This window comes from Streptomyces sp. CB01249, assembly GCF_001905735.1.
Classification (GTDB): Bacteria; Actinomycetota; Actinomycetes; order Streptomycetales; family Streptomycetaceae; genus Streptomyces.
Genome location: NZ_LISW01000007.1, coordinates 200,564 through 214,749, shown reverse-complemented (window position 1 = coordinate 214,749; position 14,186 = coordinate 200,564). Strand labels below are relative to the sequence as shown.

Annotated in this window: 16 protein-coding genes; 12 read left to right on the top strand and 4 right to left on the bottom strand. The window is 71.7% G+C overall.

Annotation, left to right across the window (positions count from 1 at the left end; genetic code table 11):
* The first annotated feature begins 11 nt into the window (after nucleotides 1–11).
* Both AMK18_RS27770 and AMK18_RS27765 read left to right on the top strand, forming a co-directional pair.
* Nucleotides 12–587, top strand: a complete 576-nt coding sequence (locus AMK18_RS27770) for a TetR/AcrR family transcriptional regulator (RefSeq protein WP_018104178.1) — start codon at nucleotides 12–14, stop codon at nucleotides 585–587.
* Nucleotides 588–871: 284 nt separating this feature from the next.
* Complete coding sequence (locus tag AMK18_RS27765; protein WP_073864919.1) at nucleotides 872–3,100, top strand: MMPL family transporter; 2,229 nt, start codon at nucleotides 872–874, stop codon at nucleotides 3,098–3,100.
* Nucleotides 3,101–3,236: 136 nt separating this feature from the next.
* Here AMK18_RS27765 and AMK18_RS27760 read toward each other — a convergent pair whose 3' ends face one another.
* On the bottom strand, nucleotides 3,237–3,593 hold the full coding sequence (locus tag AMK18_RS27760) for an SsgA family sporulation/cell division regulator (RefSeq protein WP_018104176.1): 357 nt from the start codon (nucleotides 3,591–3,593) through the stop codon (nucleotides 3,237–3,239).
* Between the two features lie 199 nt (nucleotides 3,594–3,792).
* Between AMK18_RS27760 and AMK18_RS27755 the strand changes: the two genes are divergently transcribed.
* The 7 genes from AMK18_RS27755 (at nucleotide 3,793) to AMK18_RS27725 (ending at nucleotide 10,019) form a co-directional block, all read left to right on the top strand.
* Nucleotides 3,793–4,851, top strand: a complete 1,059-nt coding sequence (locus AMK18_RS27755; RefSeq protein ID WP_073864918.1) for an energy-coupling factor ABC transporter permease — start codon at nucleotides 3,793–3,795, stop codon at nucleotides 4,849–4,851.
* A 1-nt stretch (nucleotide 4,852) separates the two neighbouring features.
* Nucleotides 4,853–5,692: a cobalt ECF transporter T component CbiQ gene (gene cbiQ, locus AMK18_RS27750; RefSeq protein ID WP_079199345.1), complete on the top strand. Its 840-nt coding sequence runs from the start codon at nucleotides 4,853–4,855 to the stop codon at nucleotides 5,690–5,692.
* Nucleotides 5,689–6,462 carry an energy-coupling factor ABC transporter ATP-binding protein gene (locus AMK18_RS27745; RefSeq protein WP_073864917.1) on the top strand — a complete coding sequence of 258 codons (774 nt, stop codon included), beginning with the start codon at nucleotides 5,689–5,691 and terminating at the stop codon, nucleotides 6,460–6,462. The genes cbiQ and AMK18_RS27745 overlap by 4 nt, the downstream gene beginning before the upstream one ends.
* A 66-nt stretch (nucleotides 6,463–6,528) precedes the next feature.
* Entirely contained in the window at nucleotides 6,529–7,689 is a 1,161-nt protein-coding gene (locus AMK18_RS27740) for a serine hydrolase domain-containing protein (protein WP_018104172.1), read from the top strand.
* Nucleotides 7,686–8,459: an SDR family NAD(P)-dependent oxidoreductase gene (locus AMK18_RS27735; RefSeq protein WP_073864916.1), complete on the top strand. Its 774-nt coding sequence runs from the start codon at nucleotides 7,686–7,688 to the stop codon at nucleotides 8,457–8,459. Before AMK18_RS27740 ends, AMK18_RS27735 begins: the two co-directional genes overlap by 4 nt.
* 82 nt (nucleotides 8,460–8,541) lie before the next feature.
* Nucleotides 8,542–9,105 carry an RNA polymerase sigma factor gene (locus AMK18_RS27730; RefSeq protein ID WP_073864915.1) on the top strand — a complete coding sequence of 188 codons (564 nt, stop codon included), beginning with the start codon at nucleotides 8,542–8,544 and terminating at the stop codon, nucleotides 9,103–9,105.
* The gene (locus AMK18_RS27725; RefSeq protein ID WP_073864914.1) at nucleotides 9,102–10,019 is read left to right on the top strand and encodes a CU044_5270 family protein; all 918 of its coding nucleotides are present in this window, start codon (nucleotides 9,102–9,104) and stop codon (nucleotides 10,017–10,019) included. Before AMK18_RS27730 ends, AMK18_RS27725 begins: the two co-directional genes overlap by 4 nt.
* Nucleotides 10,020–10,074: 55 nt before the next feature.
* On the opposite strand, the gene AMK18_RS27720 is transcribed toward AMK18_RS27725, so the two are convergent.
* The gene (locus AMK18_RS27720; RefSeq protein WP_073864913.1) at nucleotides 10,075–10,818 is read right to left on the bottom strand and encodes an SDR family oxidoreductase; all 744 of its coding nucleotides are present in this window, start codon (nucleotides 10,816–10,818) and stop codon (nucleotides 10,075–10,077) included.
* Between the two features lie 103 nt (nucleotides 10,819–10,921).
* Here AMK18_RS27720 and AMK18_RS27715 point away from each other — a divergent pair, with 103 nt between their 5' ends.
* On the top strand, nucleotides 10,922–11,770 hold the full coding sequence (locus AMK18_RS27715; protein ID WP_073864912.1) for a LysR family transcriptional regulator: 849 nt from the start codon (nucleotides 10,922–10,924) through the stop codon (nucleotides 11,768–11,770).
* Between the two features lie 30 nt (nucleotides 11,771–11,800).
* Here AMK18_RS27715 and AMK18_RS27710 read toward each other — a convergent pair whose 3' ends face one another.
* Nucleotides 11,801–12,028 carry a hypothetical protein gene (locus AMK18_RS27710; protein WP_073864911.1) on the bottom strand — a complete coding sequence of 76 codons (228 nt, stop codon included), beginning with the start codon at nucleotides 12,026–12,028 and terminating at the stop codon, nucleotides 11,801–11,803.
* Nucleotides 12,025–12,228 carry a hypothetical protein gene (locus tag AMK18_RS27705; RefSeq protein ID WP_073864910.1) on the bottom strand — a complete coding sequence of 68 codons (204 nt, stop codon included), beginning with the start codon at nucleotides 12,226–12,228 and terminating at the stop codon, nucleotides 12,025–12,027. The genes AMK18_RS27710 and AMK18_RS27705 overlap by 4 nt, the downstream gene beginning before the upstream one ends.
* A 170-nt stretch (nucleotides 12,229–12,398) precedes the next feature.
* On the opposite strand from AMK18_RS27705, the gene AMK18_RS27700 reads away from it, so the two are divergent.
* Nucleotides 12,399–13,133 carry a DUF6879 family protein gene (locus AMK18_RS27700; RefSeq protein WP_073864909.1) on the top strand — a complete coding sequence of 245 codons (735 nt, stop codon included), beginning with the start codon at nucleotides 12,399–12,401 and terminating at the stop codon, nucleotides 13,131–13,133.
* Nucleotides 13,134–13,145: 12 nt separating this feature from the next.
* Nucleotides 13,146–13,997: a helix-turn-helix domain-containing protein gene (locus AMK18_RS27695; protein ID WP_073864908.1), complete on the top strand. Its 852-nt coding sequence runs from the start codon at nucleotides 13,146–13,148 to the stop codon at nucleotides 13,995–13,997.
* Nucleotides 13,998–14,186 lie beyond the last annotated feature (189 nt).

Sequence of the window (14,186 nt, the reverse complement as noted above, 5' to 3'; positions counted from 1 at the left end):
GAGGTCGGACCATGGCACGCACACGGCTCACGCCCGAGCGTGAGAGCGAGCTGTACGCCGCCGTGCTCGACCTGCTCCGTGAAGTCGGCTACGACGCCCTCACGATGGACGCCGTCGCCGCCCGTACGCATTCCAGCAAGGCCACCCTCTACCGCCAGTGGGGGAGCAAGCCGGCGCTCGTCGTCACGGCCCTGCGCCACAACAAACCCGGCACCCTCGGCGATGTCGACACCGGCTCGCTGCGCGGTGACTTCCACGCCGTACTCAGCCGCAGTGACGACTGTCAGATGGAGAAGGACGCCGCGCTGATGCGGGGTCTGAGCCATGCCGTCCACAACAACCCCGACCTCCTCCAGGCCCTGCGCGAACTGCTGGTCGAACCGGAGATGACCGGTCTCGACACGCTGCTGCGCCGGGCCGTGGACCGGGGAGAGGTGAGCCCGGACAACCCGGCGCTCAGATACGTACCGCACATGCTGATCGGCGCCTTCGCCACTCGGCAGCTGGTCGAGGACCGCCCGGTCGACCAGGCATTCCTTCTCGATTACGTCGACTCCGTGATCCTCCCCGCTCTAGGAGCGGGCTGAGGATCACGGCCGGGGTCGCGACGCCTGGCACGCACATCTGCGGCGTTGCCGAAACGCCCTAGTAGCTCCGCTACGAGGACGCTTCGGCGCCTTGCAGCTGTACGCACCAGACGCCGCTCCCTGATCCGGCCGGGATCCCCAGCCCGCTCCGGCGTCTGACCTCATCGGTCCCCGCGCTCTCCGCACGGCCCCCTCCCCAAGCCCCACCTGACACGCCGCTCTCGTCGTCGGGCTGGTTCCTCACGCCCTTTTCCACTCCACGACCTGACCGGGAGTACGCCCCCGTGGCCACATTCCTCTACAAGCTCGGACGGCTCGCCTTCCGGCGCCGCCGCTATGTCGCCCTGATCTGGGTGGCACTGCTGGCGCTCGCCGGGTTCGGCGCGTCCTCCGCAGCCACCGCGACCTCCAGCTCCTTCTCCATCCCCGGTACGGAGGCCCAGAAGGCCTTCGACCTGCTGGAACAGCGCTTCCCGGCCGCCAGTGCGGACGGCGCCACCGCGCGCATCGTCTTCAAGGCCCCCGAGCACGAGAAGATGACGGACGCGGCCAACAAGGCCGAGGTCAACAAGATCACCCGGGAGCTGAAGGAAGGCTCCGACCAGATCGCCTCCGTCACCGACCCGTACACCGGCAAGGCCGTCTCCAAGAACGGCTCCACCGCGTACATCTCGGTGTCGTACAAGGTCAACTCGATGGAGCTGACCGACGCGACCCGGGACGCGCTGGAGGACGCCGGCACCCACGCCCAGAAGAGCGGGATGACCGTCGAGATCGGCGGTGACGCGCTCCAGGTGATGCCGGAGACCGGCGCCACCGAGGTCATCGGCATCGCGCTGGCCGCCGTGGTCCTCGTCATCACCTTCGGCTCGCTCATCGCGGCCGGGCTGCCGCTGCTCACCGCCCTCATCGGGGTCGGCATCGGCGTCTCCACGATCACCGCCCTGGCCAACGTGCTCGACCTGGGCTCCACCACCTCCACGCTCGCGATGATGATCGGCCTCGCCGTCGGCATCGACTACGCGCTGTTCATCGTCTCCCGCTACCGCGCCGAGCTGGCCGAGGGCCGGGAACGCGAGGAGGCGGCGGGCCGGGCGGTCGGCACGGCCGGGTCCGCGGTCGTCTTCGCCGGGCTCACCGTGGTCATCGCCCTCGTCGGCCTGGCCGTCGTCAACATCCCGATGCTCTCCAAGATGGGCTTCGCCGCGGCCGGCACGGTCGCCATCGCCGTCCTGATCGCCCTCACCCTCGTCCCGGCCATGCTGGGCTTCGTGGGCAAGCGCATCGTGGGGCGCAAGGCGCGCAAGGCCGCCGACGCGGCGGACAAGCCCGAGGCGAAGCCGAACATGGGCACCCGCTGGGCCCGGTTCGTGCTGCGCAAGCCGGTCTGGGTGCTGCTCGTCGGCGTCCTGGGCCTCGGTGCCATCGCCGTACCGGCCGCCTCGCTGGAGATGGGCCTGCCGGACGACGGCTCCCAGCCCACCAGCACCACCCAGCGCCGCGCCTACGACCTGCTCTCCGACGGCTTCGGCCCCGGCTTCAACGGGCCGCTGCTCGTCGTCGTGGACACCGAGCACAGTGCGGACGGCAAGGCCGCGGCCAAGCAGGTCGGCGACGAGATCTCCGGCATGAAGGGCGTCGTCGCCGTCACCCCGGCCACGTTCAACAAGGCCGGCGACGCGGCGATGATCACCGTCGTCCCGAAGGACCGCCCGAGCTCCGTCGAGACGGAGAACGTGGTCCACGCGATCCGCGACGCGGGCAAGGACATCAAGTCCGACACCGGCGCCGAGGTGCTGGTCACCGGCTCCACCGCGATGAACATCGACTTCTCGCAGAAGATGAACGACGCGCTGCTGCCCTACCTGGCGCTCGTGGTCGGCCTCGCCTTCCTGCTGCTGATGGTGGTCTTCCGGTCGGTGCTCGTACCGCTGAAGGCGGCGCTCGGCTTCCTGCTCTCGGTCGTCGCGGCCCTGGGCGCGGTCGTCGCGGTCTTCCAGTGGGGCTGGCTCGGCTCGCTCTTCGGGGTCGAGCAGACCGGTCCGATCATGTCGATGATGCCGATCTTCATGGTGGGCGTGGTCTTCGGCCTCGCGATGGACTACGAGGTCTTCCTCGTCACGCGGATGCGTGAGGCGTACGTCCACGGCGAGAAGCCCGGCCAGGCCATCGTCACCGGCTTCAAGCACGGGGCGCGGGTCGTCACGGCCGCCGCCGTGATCATGATCGCGGTGTTCTCCGGCTTCATCGGCTCCAGCGAGCAGATGATCAAGATGATCGGCTTCTCGCTCGCCATCGCCGTCTTCTTCGACGCGTTCATCGTGCGCATGGCGATCGTGCCCGCCGTCCTGGCGCTGCTCGGCAAGCGCGCCTGGTGGCTGCCGCGCTGGCTGGACCGCGCGCTGCCCAACGTGGACGTCGAGGGCGAGGGCCTGCGCAAGGACCTGGACGAGCCGGCCGCCGGTGACGGTGGTCCGGAGTCCGGTGGGGAGCGCGAGCTGATCCGCGTGTGAGCCGCGCGGTCTGATCTCCGGGGCCGCGTCCGAGCGGTGCGCGGCCCCGGAAGCCCGGGTTACCTGTGGGGACGGGGGGCCGGGGCGGCGAGAGCCCCCGTGCACGGTGTGCACGGGGGCTCTCTGCGTCGTCCGCTCAGGTGCGCGCGGCGGCGTGGGGGGCGTCGGCCTCCTTGTGCGTACGCCGCAGGAAGCGGACCAGCGGGGCGCAGTCGAACTGGACGACGTCGACGCCGGCCGAGTCGTGCCGCTCCACGACCACCTGGACCCTGCCGCACGGCCATATCCGCCAGCCGTCCTGCTCGACCGGGTAGCGCAGCCCGCGTTCCAGGAGCTCGCGTTCGACGGCCCACTCCGTGCCGCCCGGATAGGCGATGCGGACCTTCGCGGGGGAGTCCGCGCCGTCGAACCGCAGCTCGACCGGGACGACCGGCAGGTCGCGGGCGTCGGTGACGAGCCGGGCACGGGCATGGTCATGGATCACGGAGGACATGGGCCGACTCTCCATCCTGCTTCTGCAACTTTGTTATCTAATGTCCCATATTTTACGAAAAGGGCACTAGGGGAGTCCTATGCAGTTGTGGCAGACGCGCTCTTGCGAACGCTTCGCAACAAGGTCCTATCATTGAGAGGTTCACGACCCCGCGCACCCGGCGCAGCAACGCGAGAACGCAGGAAGCGGAGCCTCCCCCATGCATGTACCCGACGGATTCATCAACGCACCTGTCTCCGCCGTCGCGGGCGTCGTCGCCGCCGGTGCCGTGGCCGTCAGCCTCCGGGGGGCCCGCCGCGAGCTGAACGAGCGCACCGTGCCGCTGGCCGGTCTCGTCGCCGCCTTCATCTTCGCCGTGCAGATGCTGAACTTCCCCGTCGCCGCCGGCACCAGCGGCCATCTGCTCGGCGGGGCGCTCGCCGCGATCCTCGTCGGACCGTATACGGGCGTGCTCTGCATATCCGTCGTCCTGCTGATGCAGGGCATCCTCTTCGCCGACGGCGGCCTCACCGCGCTCGGCGTCAACGTCCTCGACATGGGCGTCGTCACCACCGTCGTCGCGTACGCCCTCTTCCGCGGCCTGGTCGGCGTGCTGCCGCGTACCCGCCGCTCGATGACCGCCGCCTCCTTCGTCGCCGCGCTGGTCTCCGTACCGGCCGCCGCCTGCGCCTTCACGCTGATGTACTGGATCGGCGGGACCACCGACATCCCGATCGGCAAGGTCTTCACCGCCATGGTCGGCGTGCACGTCCTCATCGGCATCGGCGAGGCCGTGATCACCGCGCTCACCGTCGGCGCCGTCCTCGCTGTCCGCCCCGACCTGGTCCACGGCGCGAAGGGCCTCACCGCCCCGCTCAAGCTCCGCGTCGACGGCGAACTGGTCGACGCCCCGGCGCCGGTCCGCGAGCCCGCCCCCGCCGCGCACCGCCCGACCCGCGGCCTCTGGGTCACCGGCCTGGTCACCGCCCTCGTGCTCGCCGGGTTCGTCTCCTTCTACGCCTCCGCCAACCCGGACGGCCTGGAGAAGGTCGCCACCGACCAGGGCATCGACAAGGAGGCCAAGGAGCACGCCGCCAAGGACTCCCCGCTCGCCGACTACGGCGTCAAGGACGTCTCCAACACCCGGCTCTCCGGCGGCCTCGCGGGCATCATCGGCGTCGGCGCCACCCTCGTCGTGGGCAGCGGTGCCTTCTACGTGGTCTCCCGCCGACGCCGTACGCAGGGCGAGGCCGACACCCGTACCGAAGAGAAGGTCTGACATGGGCGCCGGTGCTCCGTGGAAACCCACCACTGACAGCAACCCACAACGCCCCCGGCCCAGGCCGGCCCCGTACCAGGGTGCGTCCGGCCACGCGCACAAGCTCTACCGGCACGGGCACTCACCGGTCCACGACCTGCCGCCGCACTGCAAGCTCGCCGCCGTCTTCTGCTTCGTCGTGGTCGTCGTCTCCACCCCGCGCGAAGCCGTCTGGGCCTTCGGGCTCTACGCGCTGCTCATCGCGGGCGTCACCGCGCTCGCCCGCATCCCGGCCGGCTTCCTGCTCAAGCGCCTCCTGATCGAGGTGCCGTTCGTCGCGTTCGCGCTGCTCATGCCGTTCGTCGTGCCCGGCGAGCAGACCCACGTCCTCGGCCTCTCCGTCAGCGTCCCCGGCCTCTGGGGCGCCTGGAACGTGCTGGCCAAGGGCACGCTCGGGGTCGCCGCCTCCGTGCTCCTCGCCTCCACCACCGAACTGCGCGAACTGCTGCTCGGCCTCCAGCGCCTCAAGCTGCCGCCGCTGCTCGTCCAGATCGCGTCCTTCATGATCCGGTACGGCGACGTGATCACCGACGAGATGCGCCGCATGTCCATCGCCCGCCGCTCCCGCGGCTTCGAGGCGCGTGGCATCCGGCACTGGGGCGTCCTCGCCAAGTCGGCCGGGGCGCTGTTCATCCGCTCCTACGAACGCGGCGAACGCGTCCACCTCGCGATGGTCAGCCGGGGCTACGCGGGCACCATGCCCGTCATCGACCAGGTGACGGCGTCCCGCACCCAGTGGGCGTACGCCTCCGCCCTCCCGGTGCTCGCCCTCGCCGTGTGTCTGGTGGGATGGACCGTATGAGCACCGACCCCGCCCCCGTACCGCCCTCCCTGGAGGTCAGCGGACTCGCGTACGCGTATCCCGACGGCCACCAGGCGCTCTTCGGCGTCGACCTGACCGTCGGACGCGGCGAACGCGTCGCGCTGCTCGGCCCGAACGGCGCCGGAAAGACGACCCTCGTCCTCCACCTCAACGGCATCCTGGAGGCGGGCGCCGGGTCGGTGCGCGTCGCCGGGATGCCGGTCGACAAGCGGAACATGGCCGAGATCCGCCGCCGCGTCGGCATCGTCTTCCAGGACCCCGACGACCAGCTCTTCATGCCCACCGTCCGCGAGGACGTCGCCTTCGGACCCGCCGCCGGGGGACTGCGCGGCGCGGAGCTGGAGGAGCGGGTCATGGAGGCGCTCAAGCAGGTCGGCATGGAGGAGTACGCGGGCAGGCCGCCGCACCACCTCTCCTTCGGGCAGCGCCGCCGCGTCGCCGTCGCCACCGTCCTCGCCATGCGGCCCGAGATCCTGGTCCTGGACGAGCCCTCCTCCAACCTGGACCCGGCGTCCCGGCGCGAACTCGCCGACATCCTGCGCTCCCTGGACGTCACCGTCCTCATGGTCACGCACGACCTGCCGTACGCGCTGGAGCTCTGCGGCCGCGCGGTGATCCTCAGCGACGGGGTCATCGCCGCCGACGACCGCACCCAGGACCTCCTCTGCGACGAGCCCCTGATGCGCGCCCACCGCCTGGAACTCCCCTTCGGCTTCGACCCGCGTTCCGTGACGGTGAATTCCGGGTGACCCGCCCTGCCTCCCACCTGCGGTGCCGTGCACCATGGGGGGATGAGCGGGAGTGCGGCAGCAGGCGTGGACGTACGGGGCACGGCGGCGCCCGGATTCGAAGCGGTCCGGGACGCGTTCGTCCGTAACTTCGAGCAGCGCGGGGACCGGGGGGCGGCGGTCGCCGTCTACCGGCACGGGCGCAAGGTGGTCGACCTGTGGGCCGGCACCAGAGACGTGGACGGCACCGAACCCTGGGCCGTCGACACCGTCCAGGTCGTCCGGTCCGCGGGCAAGGGCATCGCCGCCGCCGTCCCGCTGCTGCTCCACCAGCGCGGCCAGATCGACCTGCACGCCCCGGTCTCCACGTACTGGCCGGAGTTCAAGGCGAACGGCAAGGAACGCGTCCTCGTCCGCCACCTCCTCGCCCACCGGGCGGGCGTCCCGGCCCTGGACCGGCCGCTGACCCCGGAGGAGGCCGCGGACGGGGTGAGCGGGGCGCAGGCCGTCGCCGCCCAGGCCCCGGCCTGGGAGCCCGGCACCGCGCACGGCTACCACGCGCAGACCTTCAGCTGGCTCATCGGCGAACTCGTGCGCCGCGTCACCGGGCGCACCGTCGGCCGCTGGGTCGCCGAGGAGATCGCCCGCCCGCTCGGCCTCGACTTCTGGTTCGGCATCCCCGAGGACGAGGCCCACCGGGTCGGCCGGATCGGGCCCGTCGAGCCGCCCGCCGCCGAGAACACCGGGGCGCTGCGGATGCGGCCCAAGCGGTCGGTGGTGGACGCCTACCGCGACCCGGAGTCGCTGACCCGGCGGGCGTTCGGCGCGATCGACCCGCTGCCCGACGAGAACGACGCGGCGTACCGGGCCGCCGAACTCCCCGCGTCCAACGGCACCGCGACCGCGCGCGGCCTGGCCCGCTGCTATGCCGCGATGATCGGCCCGGTCGACGGCCAGCGGCTGTTCGCCCCGGCGACGCTGACGCTCGCGCGCACGGAGGAGTCGGCGGGCCCGGATCAGGTGCTCGTCGTCAACACCCGTTTCGGCCTGGGCTACATGCTCCACGGCCCGTCGAGCCCGCTCCTCGCGCCGGGCTCCTTCGGGCACCCCGGCCGGGGCGGGTCGCTGGGGTTCGCGGACCCCGAGTCCGGGATCGCCTTCGGGTACGTAACCAACGGCCTCCAGAAGGGAGTTACCGCCGACCCCCGGGCCCAGGCCCTGGTGCGGGCGGTACGGTCGGCGCTATGACTCGCTTCGACGGATACGCCGTCCTCATCACCGGTGCGGGCCGGGGCATCGGCGCCGCCACCGCCCGCCTGCTGGCCTCGGAGTGCGCCCGCGTCCTCGTCACCGACCTGGACGGCGACCGGGCGGAGGCCGTCGCGGCGGACATCCGGGCGGCCGGGGGCGTGGCCGAGGCGCGGGCCTGCGACGTGGCGGACCGGGCGGCGGTCGAGGCGGCGGTGGCGCACGCGGTGGAGACCTTCGGCGGTCTCGACGTCCTCGTGAACAACGCGTACTCGTGCAGCCTGGACAGCATGCTCTTCGAGGACGAGCCGGACGAGACGTGGCACCGCGACCTGGACGTCAGCCTGGGCGGCGCGTACCGGTGCTCGCGGGCCGCGATGCCGCATCTCGCCGCGTCCGGGCGGGGCGCGATCGTCTCCATCGGCTCCGTCAACGGCGTACAGGACTTCGGCAACCACGCCTACAGCGCGGCGAAGGCGGGCCTGGCCAGCCTCACCCGCACCCTCGCCGGCCACGCGGGCCCCCGCGGCGTCCGCGCCAACCTCGTCGTCCCCGGCACGATCCGCACCGACGCCTGGTCGGGCCGCGAGGCGGAACTGGACCGGGTCAGCGCGCTGTACCCGCTGGGCCGCGTCGGCGAACCGGAGGACATCGCGAAGGCGGTGGCGTTCCTCGCGTCGTCGGACGCGGAGTGGATCACGGGCACGTCGTTGTGCGTGGACGGGGGGCTTACGGCGGTGAACACGGGGTTCCGGGCGGCGGTCTCCTGAGGTCTGCCCGCGAACGCTTGAGGTTCTCCTGTGCAAGTACGGGGTGAGACCGCCGCCCCGGCGGCCTCGGACAGGAGACTTCATGGACCCGGACGAGGACCTGCTCGCTCGCTCCGCACGTGAACCCACGGCCTTCGAGCCGCTGGTCGCCCGCCACTCGGCCGCCCTCCACGGCTACCTCGTACGCCGCGCCCCGGCCGCCGCCGACGACCTGCTCTCCGAGGTGTGGCTCCAGGCGTACGCCCACCGCGCGACGTTTGACGCCGCGCGCGGCTCCGCCCGGGGCTGGCTGTTCGGCGTCGCCCGCAACGTGCTGTCCCGCCACCGGCAGACCGCGGCGCGCGCCGCGGCCCGCGAGGAGCGGGGCCCCGACGCCGTGACGGCCGACCCCTGGCAGGCGGTCGACCAGCGCCTCGACGCGGCCTCGGTGGCCCCGGAGCTGCGCCGCAGACTGGCCGAACTCCCGACCGCCGAGCGCGAATTGCTGCTGCTCGTGGCCTGGGAGCAGCTGACCCCCGCCGAGGCGGCCGCCGCCGTCGGCATCCCCGCCGGGACCGCCCGTTCCCGCCTGCACCGGGCCCGCGCCCGCCTGCGCGACGGACTGACCGGCTCCGCCCGTACGACCCTGACGGGAGACTTCGCATGACGCACGAGAACCGCCCCACGGACCTGCTCGACTTCCCCGGCGCCGCCGCCCTGGAACGCGCCGGCCGCACCGAACCCCTCGACCCGGCGGTCCAGGCCCGCGCCCATGCGCTGATCCTGGACGCGATCGGCGCGGACGCGTCGGCCGATGTGCCCGCCCCCCGCTTCGGACGCCGCCGGGTGTTCGCCCTCGCGGCAGCCGTCGCGGCGGTGGCGGTGGGCGCGGCCGTGCTCCCGGTCACCGACTTCGGAGGCGGCGGCCCGGCGGCGAGCGCGTCGGCGTCGGAGGTGTTCACGAGCATGGCGGACCGGGTGGCGGCGGGAACCGCTTCCCCGGCCCCGTACTGGAAGACGACCATCCGGACCTGGGTCGAGGGCGACCGGGCCCACACCGACGACACCTATCTGGGCCGGAACAAGGTCGTCATCAAGACGCAGAACGGCCGCACGATCACCAAGGAGAACCCGAACGGCACCAGTTGGGCCGTCGGGAACGCGTCCGTCGCCTGGGACGACCTGGACACCCTGCCCACCCGCCCCGACGCCCTCCGCCGCGCCCTCGCGGCCGGAGCGAAGGGCTCCGCCGCCGAGCAGACGGTCCGCCAGGCGGGCGAACTCCTCACCGGCGCCCCCGTCTCCCCGCGCCTGCGCGCCGCGCTCTACCGCGTCCTCGCGGCCACGCCGGGCGCGGTGGTGACGGAGGGCGTCAAGGACGCGACGGGCCGCACGGGCACCCGGATCTCCTGGAAGTGGAAGGAGAAGTGGCCCGTCCACAGCGACCACAACCCCAACTGGATCGTGCAACCGTCCACCGGCCGCCTCCTGGAACGCAACATGGAGCCCGGCACCAACCCCGGCCACATCTCGCAGCGCGACACGTACCTGTACGCGGGCCCGGCGAGGACCACGGGCTGAGCGGCCTCAGTACCCCTTGCCGGTCACTCGCTGCTCCGCGACGCCGGAGGCCGCGCTACCAGGGGATCTCCCCCTCGTCGCTGAAGAAGCGGCCGGTCGGGCCGTCGTCCTCCACGGTGGCCAGCTGGATCGCGGAGGTCGCGCCCTGCTGCGGGGTGCGCGTCCCGCGGAAGCCGTTGAGGTCGGTCGCGGTGAAGCCGGGGCAGACGGCGTTGATCAGGATGTTCGTGTCGGCCAGCTCCTTCGCGTACTGCACGGTCACGGCGTTGAGGAACGTCTTGGACGGCGAGTAGGCGGCGGAGATCGGGCCGGTCTCGGCGCCGGGGGTGGTCTGGAGCGTGAGGGAGCCGACGCTGCTGGACACGTTCACGATGCGCGGCGAGGGTGCGCGGCGCAGCAGCGGGAGCAGGGCGTTGGTGACGCGGATGACGCCGATCACGTTGGTCTCCACGGCTGCCCGTACCCGGTCCACGTCGACAAGGGTGGGCTCCTGCGGCCCGCCCCCGGTGATCCCCGCGTTGTTGACGAGCGCGTCGAGCCGCCCGGCGTGCTCCTCCACCAGCCGGGCCGCCGCGGCCACGCTCGCGTCGTCGGTCACGTCCAGCGGTACGCCGAACGCGTCGGCCCCGGCTGCGCGCAGCTTCGCCACGGCGGCCTCGCGCCGCTCGTCGTCGCGCGCGCCGACGCCGACGGACCAGCCGAGTGCGCCGAGCCCGGCGGCGATTTCGTACCCGATGCCCTTGTTGGCCCCGGTCACCAGGGCGACCTTGGAGTGGTTCACAGTCTTCGTCTCGGTCATGTCTCCGATGGTTCTCCTCGCGGGCCGGGGCGTCCAAGACCGACCGGGTGGGCGCCGATACCGTCCGGGTATCGCTCCTGGTGAGGCCCGTTACGCTGGTGGTGTGGAGACACGTGAACTGCGGTACTTCGTCGCGGTCGCCGAGGAGCTGCACTTCGGCCGGGCCGCACAACGGCTCGGGATCGCCCAGCCCCCGCTGTCCCGGGCGATCGGCGCGCTGGAGCGGCGGCTGGGCGCGCCGCTCCTGGAGCGCGGCAGCCGGGGCGTCACCCTGACCGGGGCCGGGGCGGTGCTGCTGCGGGAGGCACGGGCGGCGCTGGACGCGGTCGAGGCCGCCGAGCGCCGTACTCGCCGGGCCGCCCTCACCGCGGCCGGTCACCCCGCGGTGATCCTCGCCGCGAAGGCGGGCGCCTCCGGCGAACTGCTGGCCAAGCTCCTCGACGCCTACGCCGCCGAGCCCGGCGCCGTCGCCGTGGACGTCCTGCTCTGCGGGCCGGGCGAGCAGGCGGGCGTACTGCGCGACGGCCGGGCCGACGTGGCCCTGCTGCACCGACCGTTCGACGACCTGGCCGGCTTCGACACGGAGGACCTGCACACGGAGGGCCAGGTCGCGGTCCTCCCGGCGGCCCACCCCCTCGCGACCCGCCCCCACCTGAGCCTCGCCGAGGTCACCGCCCTCCCCGACCTCCCCCTCCCACGCTGGCCCCGCCCCGACGGCACCTTCCCGGACGGCCCCGGCCCCAAGGTCCGCGACCACACCCAACTCACCCAACTCATCGCCCTGGGCCGCGCCTGCGCAATCGTCCCGGAATCCATCCGCCCCAACCTCCACGAGGGCCTGACCGCCGTCCCCGTACCCGACAGCCCCCACGTCACGACAGTCATCGCCTGGCCCCCGCACAGCCGCTCGACGGCGGTGGCGGGGCTGGTCCGCGCGGCCACCTCGCTGTGAGGGGCGGCGGGTGACGGCGTGTCGGCTGAACTACCCCACAGGGTGCACACGCTCAAGCGGTATGTCCCACTCGATGCCGCCGCCGACGGGGCGCATGAACGCCTGACGGCTGACCAAGGTGTTGGTCTCCTTGGTGCGCTCCTCGATCACGCCGACCAAATGACCGGTGCGCTCCGAGATCGTGTCGATGACCAGAGTGCCCGCCGGGTACGGCAGCTTCCCGTGACTCAGCATCGTCGGCCGCTCGACCCCCGTCACTGGTGGCTCCCTCGTTGAAGTGCTTCGGCCAGGCGGGCGGCCACATCGGCATGCACGCGTCCCAGCTCGACAAGCCGCAGCGCAGGAGAGGCGTTGTCGACACCGAGCGAGGGAAGGACGATTCCGGCGTCGGTCAGTGCCCGCCGCAGAGACTCCACTGCCGCGTAAGGGCTGATGCCCTGCTGTTCCTTGGTTGCCATGAACAGGACGCTAGAAGTGCGCAGTTGTCTGCGAGTATGCTGTTTTCTCGTATTTGCTCGAATGATCACGAAGATTGCTGGAGTTTTCTCACGCACCCTTCCTGATCCCGTAGAAGCGAGCAGAGCCTCCGGCCATGCTGTTGGATCAGATCCCCGAAGGGAGAGCGTCCATGGCTCGCAAGTTGTACTTCACCGGTACAGACAGCAAGGTCGACGGTTGTCCCGCCCTGCACACGGACGACGGCACGGGCGAGATCATCGTGCAAGGCACGCCCCTCACCGACCCGGAAGACCTGGCACAGCTCCGGCACTTCGGGCCAGACGATGCGGCGGTGGTGGTGCCGCGCGAACTGCTCGTGAACTGGGGGCCGAGGGAGATGGAGCGGGCGCCGGACCTCTTAGATCGGGCCACCTTCCGCCGCTTCTTCGAGACCTTCAAGCACACGGCCTGGCGATTGGAGACGCGGCGCGGATACGCGTCCGACCGTGAGGACCCCGACTTTCAGCAGTTCCTGGCCACCGGGTCCTCGCCCTGCGACCCCAGCGAGCCCTGGTTCGTCAACATCAAGGCCCAGACCGAGGCAGGCAAGACGGTCGGCCGGGTGCGCGTCGCCGACCGCCCCATGACCATCGAGCAGCGGTTCCTGCTCGACTACGCCCGACACAACGCGGTGGTCGGCGAGGACATCCGATACCTGTGGCGCGAGGACGCGGCAGACCTGCCCACCGAGGATTTCTGGATCTTCGACTCGCGCATCGTTGCCCTGCTGCACTTCGATGACGCCGACAACATCACGGATATCGAGCTGATCACCGAACCGGCCGAGGTCGTGCGGTACGCCGTCGCCCGCGACGCGGCGATGCACCACGCGGTGCCGTTCAACCAGTTCGCGGCGACCGAATAGAGCGCGTGGCCGGTGAGCACCGACTACCAGCAGGCACGGGAAGCACTGGGGGCGCGGCTCCGAGAACTCCGGTTCTCGTGTCCTGGCGGCCGGCTCACCGGCCAACAGCTCGCCCAGCGGCTCGGCTGGCAGGGCTCCAAGGTCAGCAAGCTGGAGAACGGTAAACAGACAGCCACCCCGGAGGATCTGAGGGCCTGGGCCGACGCGACCGAGCAGCCAGGCACGTACGCCGAGCTTGCCGCCCGGCTTGCGGGCTTCGAGTCCCACATCCGGTCATGGCGCAGGGCGCTGGCGAACGGCTTCAAGCCGCTGCACGAGGGCCTGAGTGCGGAGATCGACCGCAGCTCTCAGGTGTGGATCTGGGAAGAGTCGGTGGTACCCGGTCTGTTGCAGACCTCCGAGTACGCCCGCCACGTCGTCCAGCGGTACGCCGGCCTGCTGGGCGGGGCCGGCGACGTTGAAGCCGCTGTGCGCTCCCGGGCACAGCGTCAGGAGTGGCTGTACCGGCCCGGCCACAAGCTTCACGTCCTGATCTGGGAAGCCGCGTTGCGGTCGCTGATCTGTCCGCCCTCCGTGCTGGCCGCCCAGCTCGACCGTCTCACCGGGGTGATCGGCATGGACACGGTGGAGCTCGGCGTCGTCCCGTTCGCGGCCTCCGTGAAGATCGTGCCCGCCAACGGGTTCTGGGTCCTCGACGAACGCCTGGTGGTCGCGGAGGACTGGCACGCCGAGATGTGGCTGGACGACGCCGACAACGTCACGTTGTACGCGAAGGTCTGGCGCCTCCTCCACGAGTCGGCCGTGTACGGGGCCGACGCCCACAACATCATCAACGCGGCAGGGCGGGCTCTGAATCCGCGTTGACGGGTGGCCCGGGCCGAAGGGCGGCGCCAGTTTCGGGTTGCACCTCGTCCGGTGGGCTACGCTGCGCCGCATGACTACCGGGACGGCATTGCGCCACACACGGATTGGTGACCCGGTGCTCTCCTGAGCGCCGTACGGGCCGGTGAGGGCCCGCTGTTCGATCGAGGGTCCTGCGCTGGTGCGCGGGCT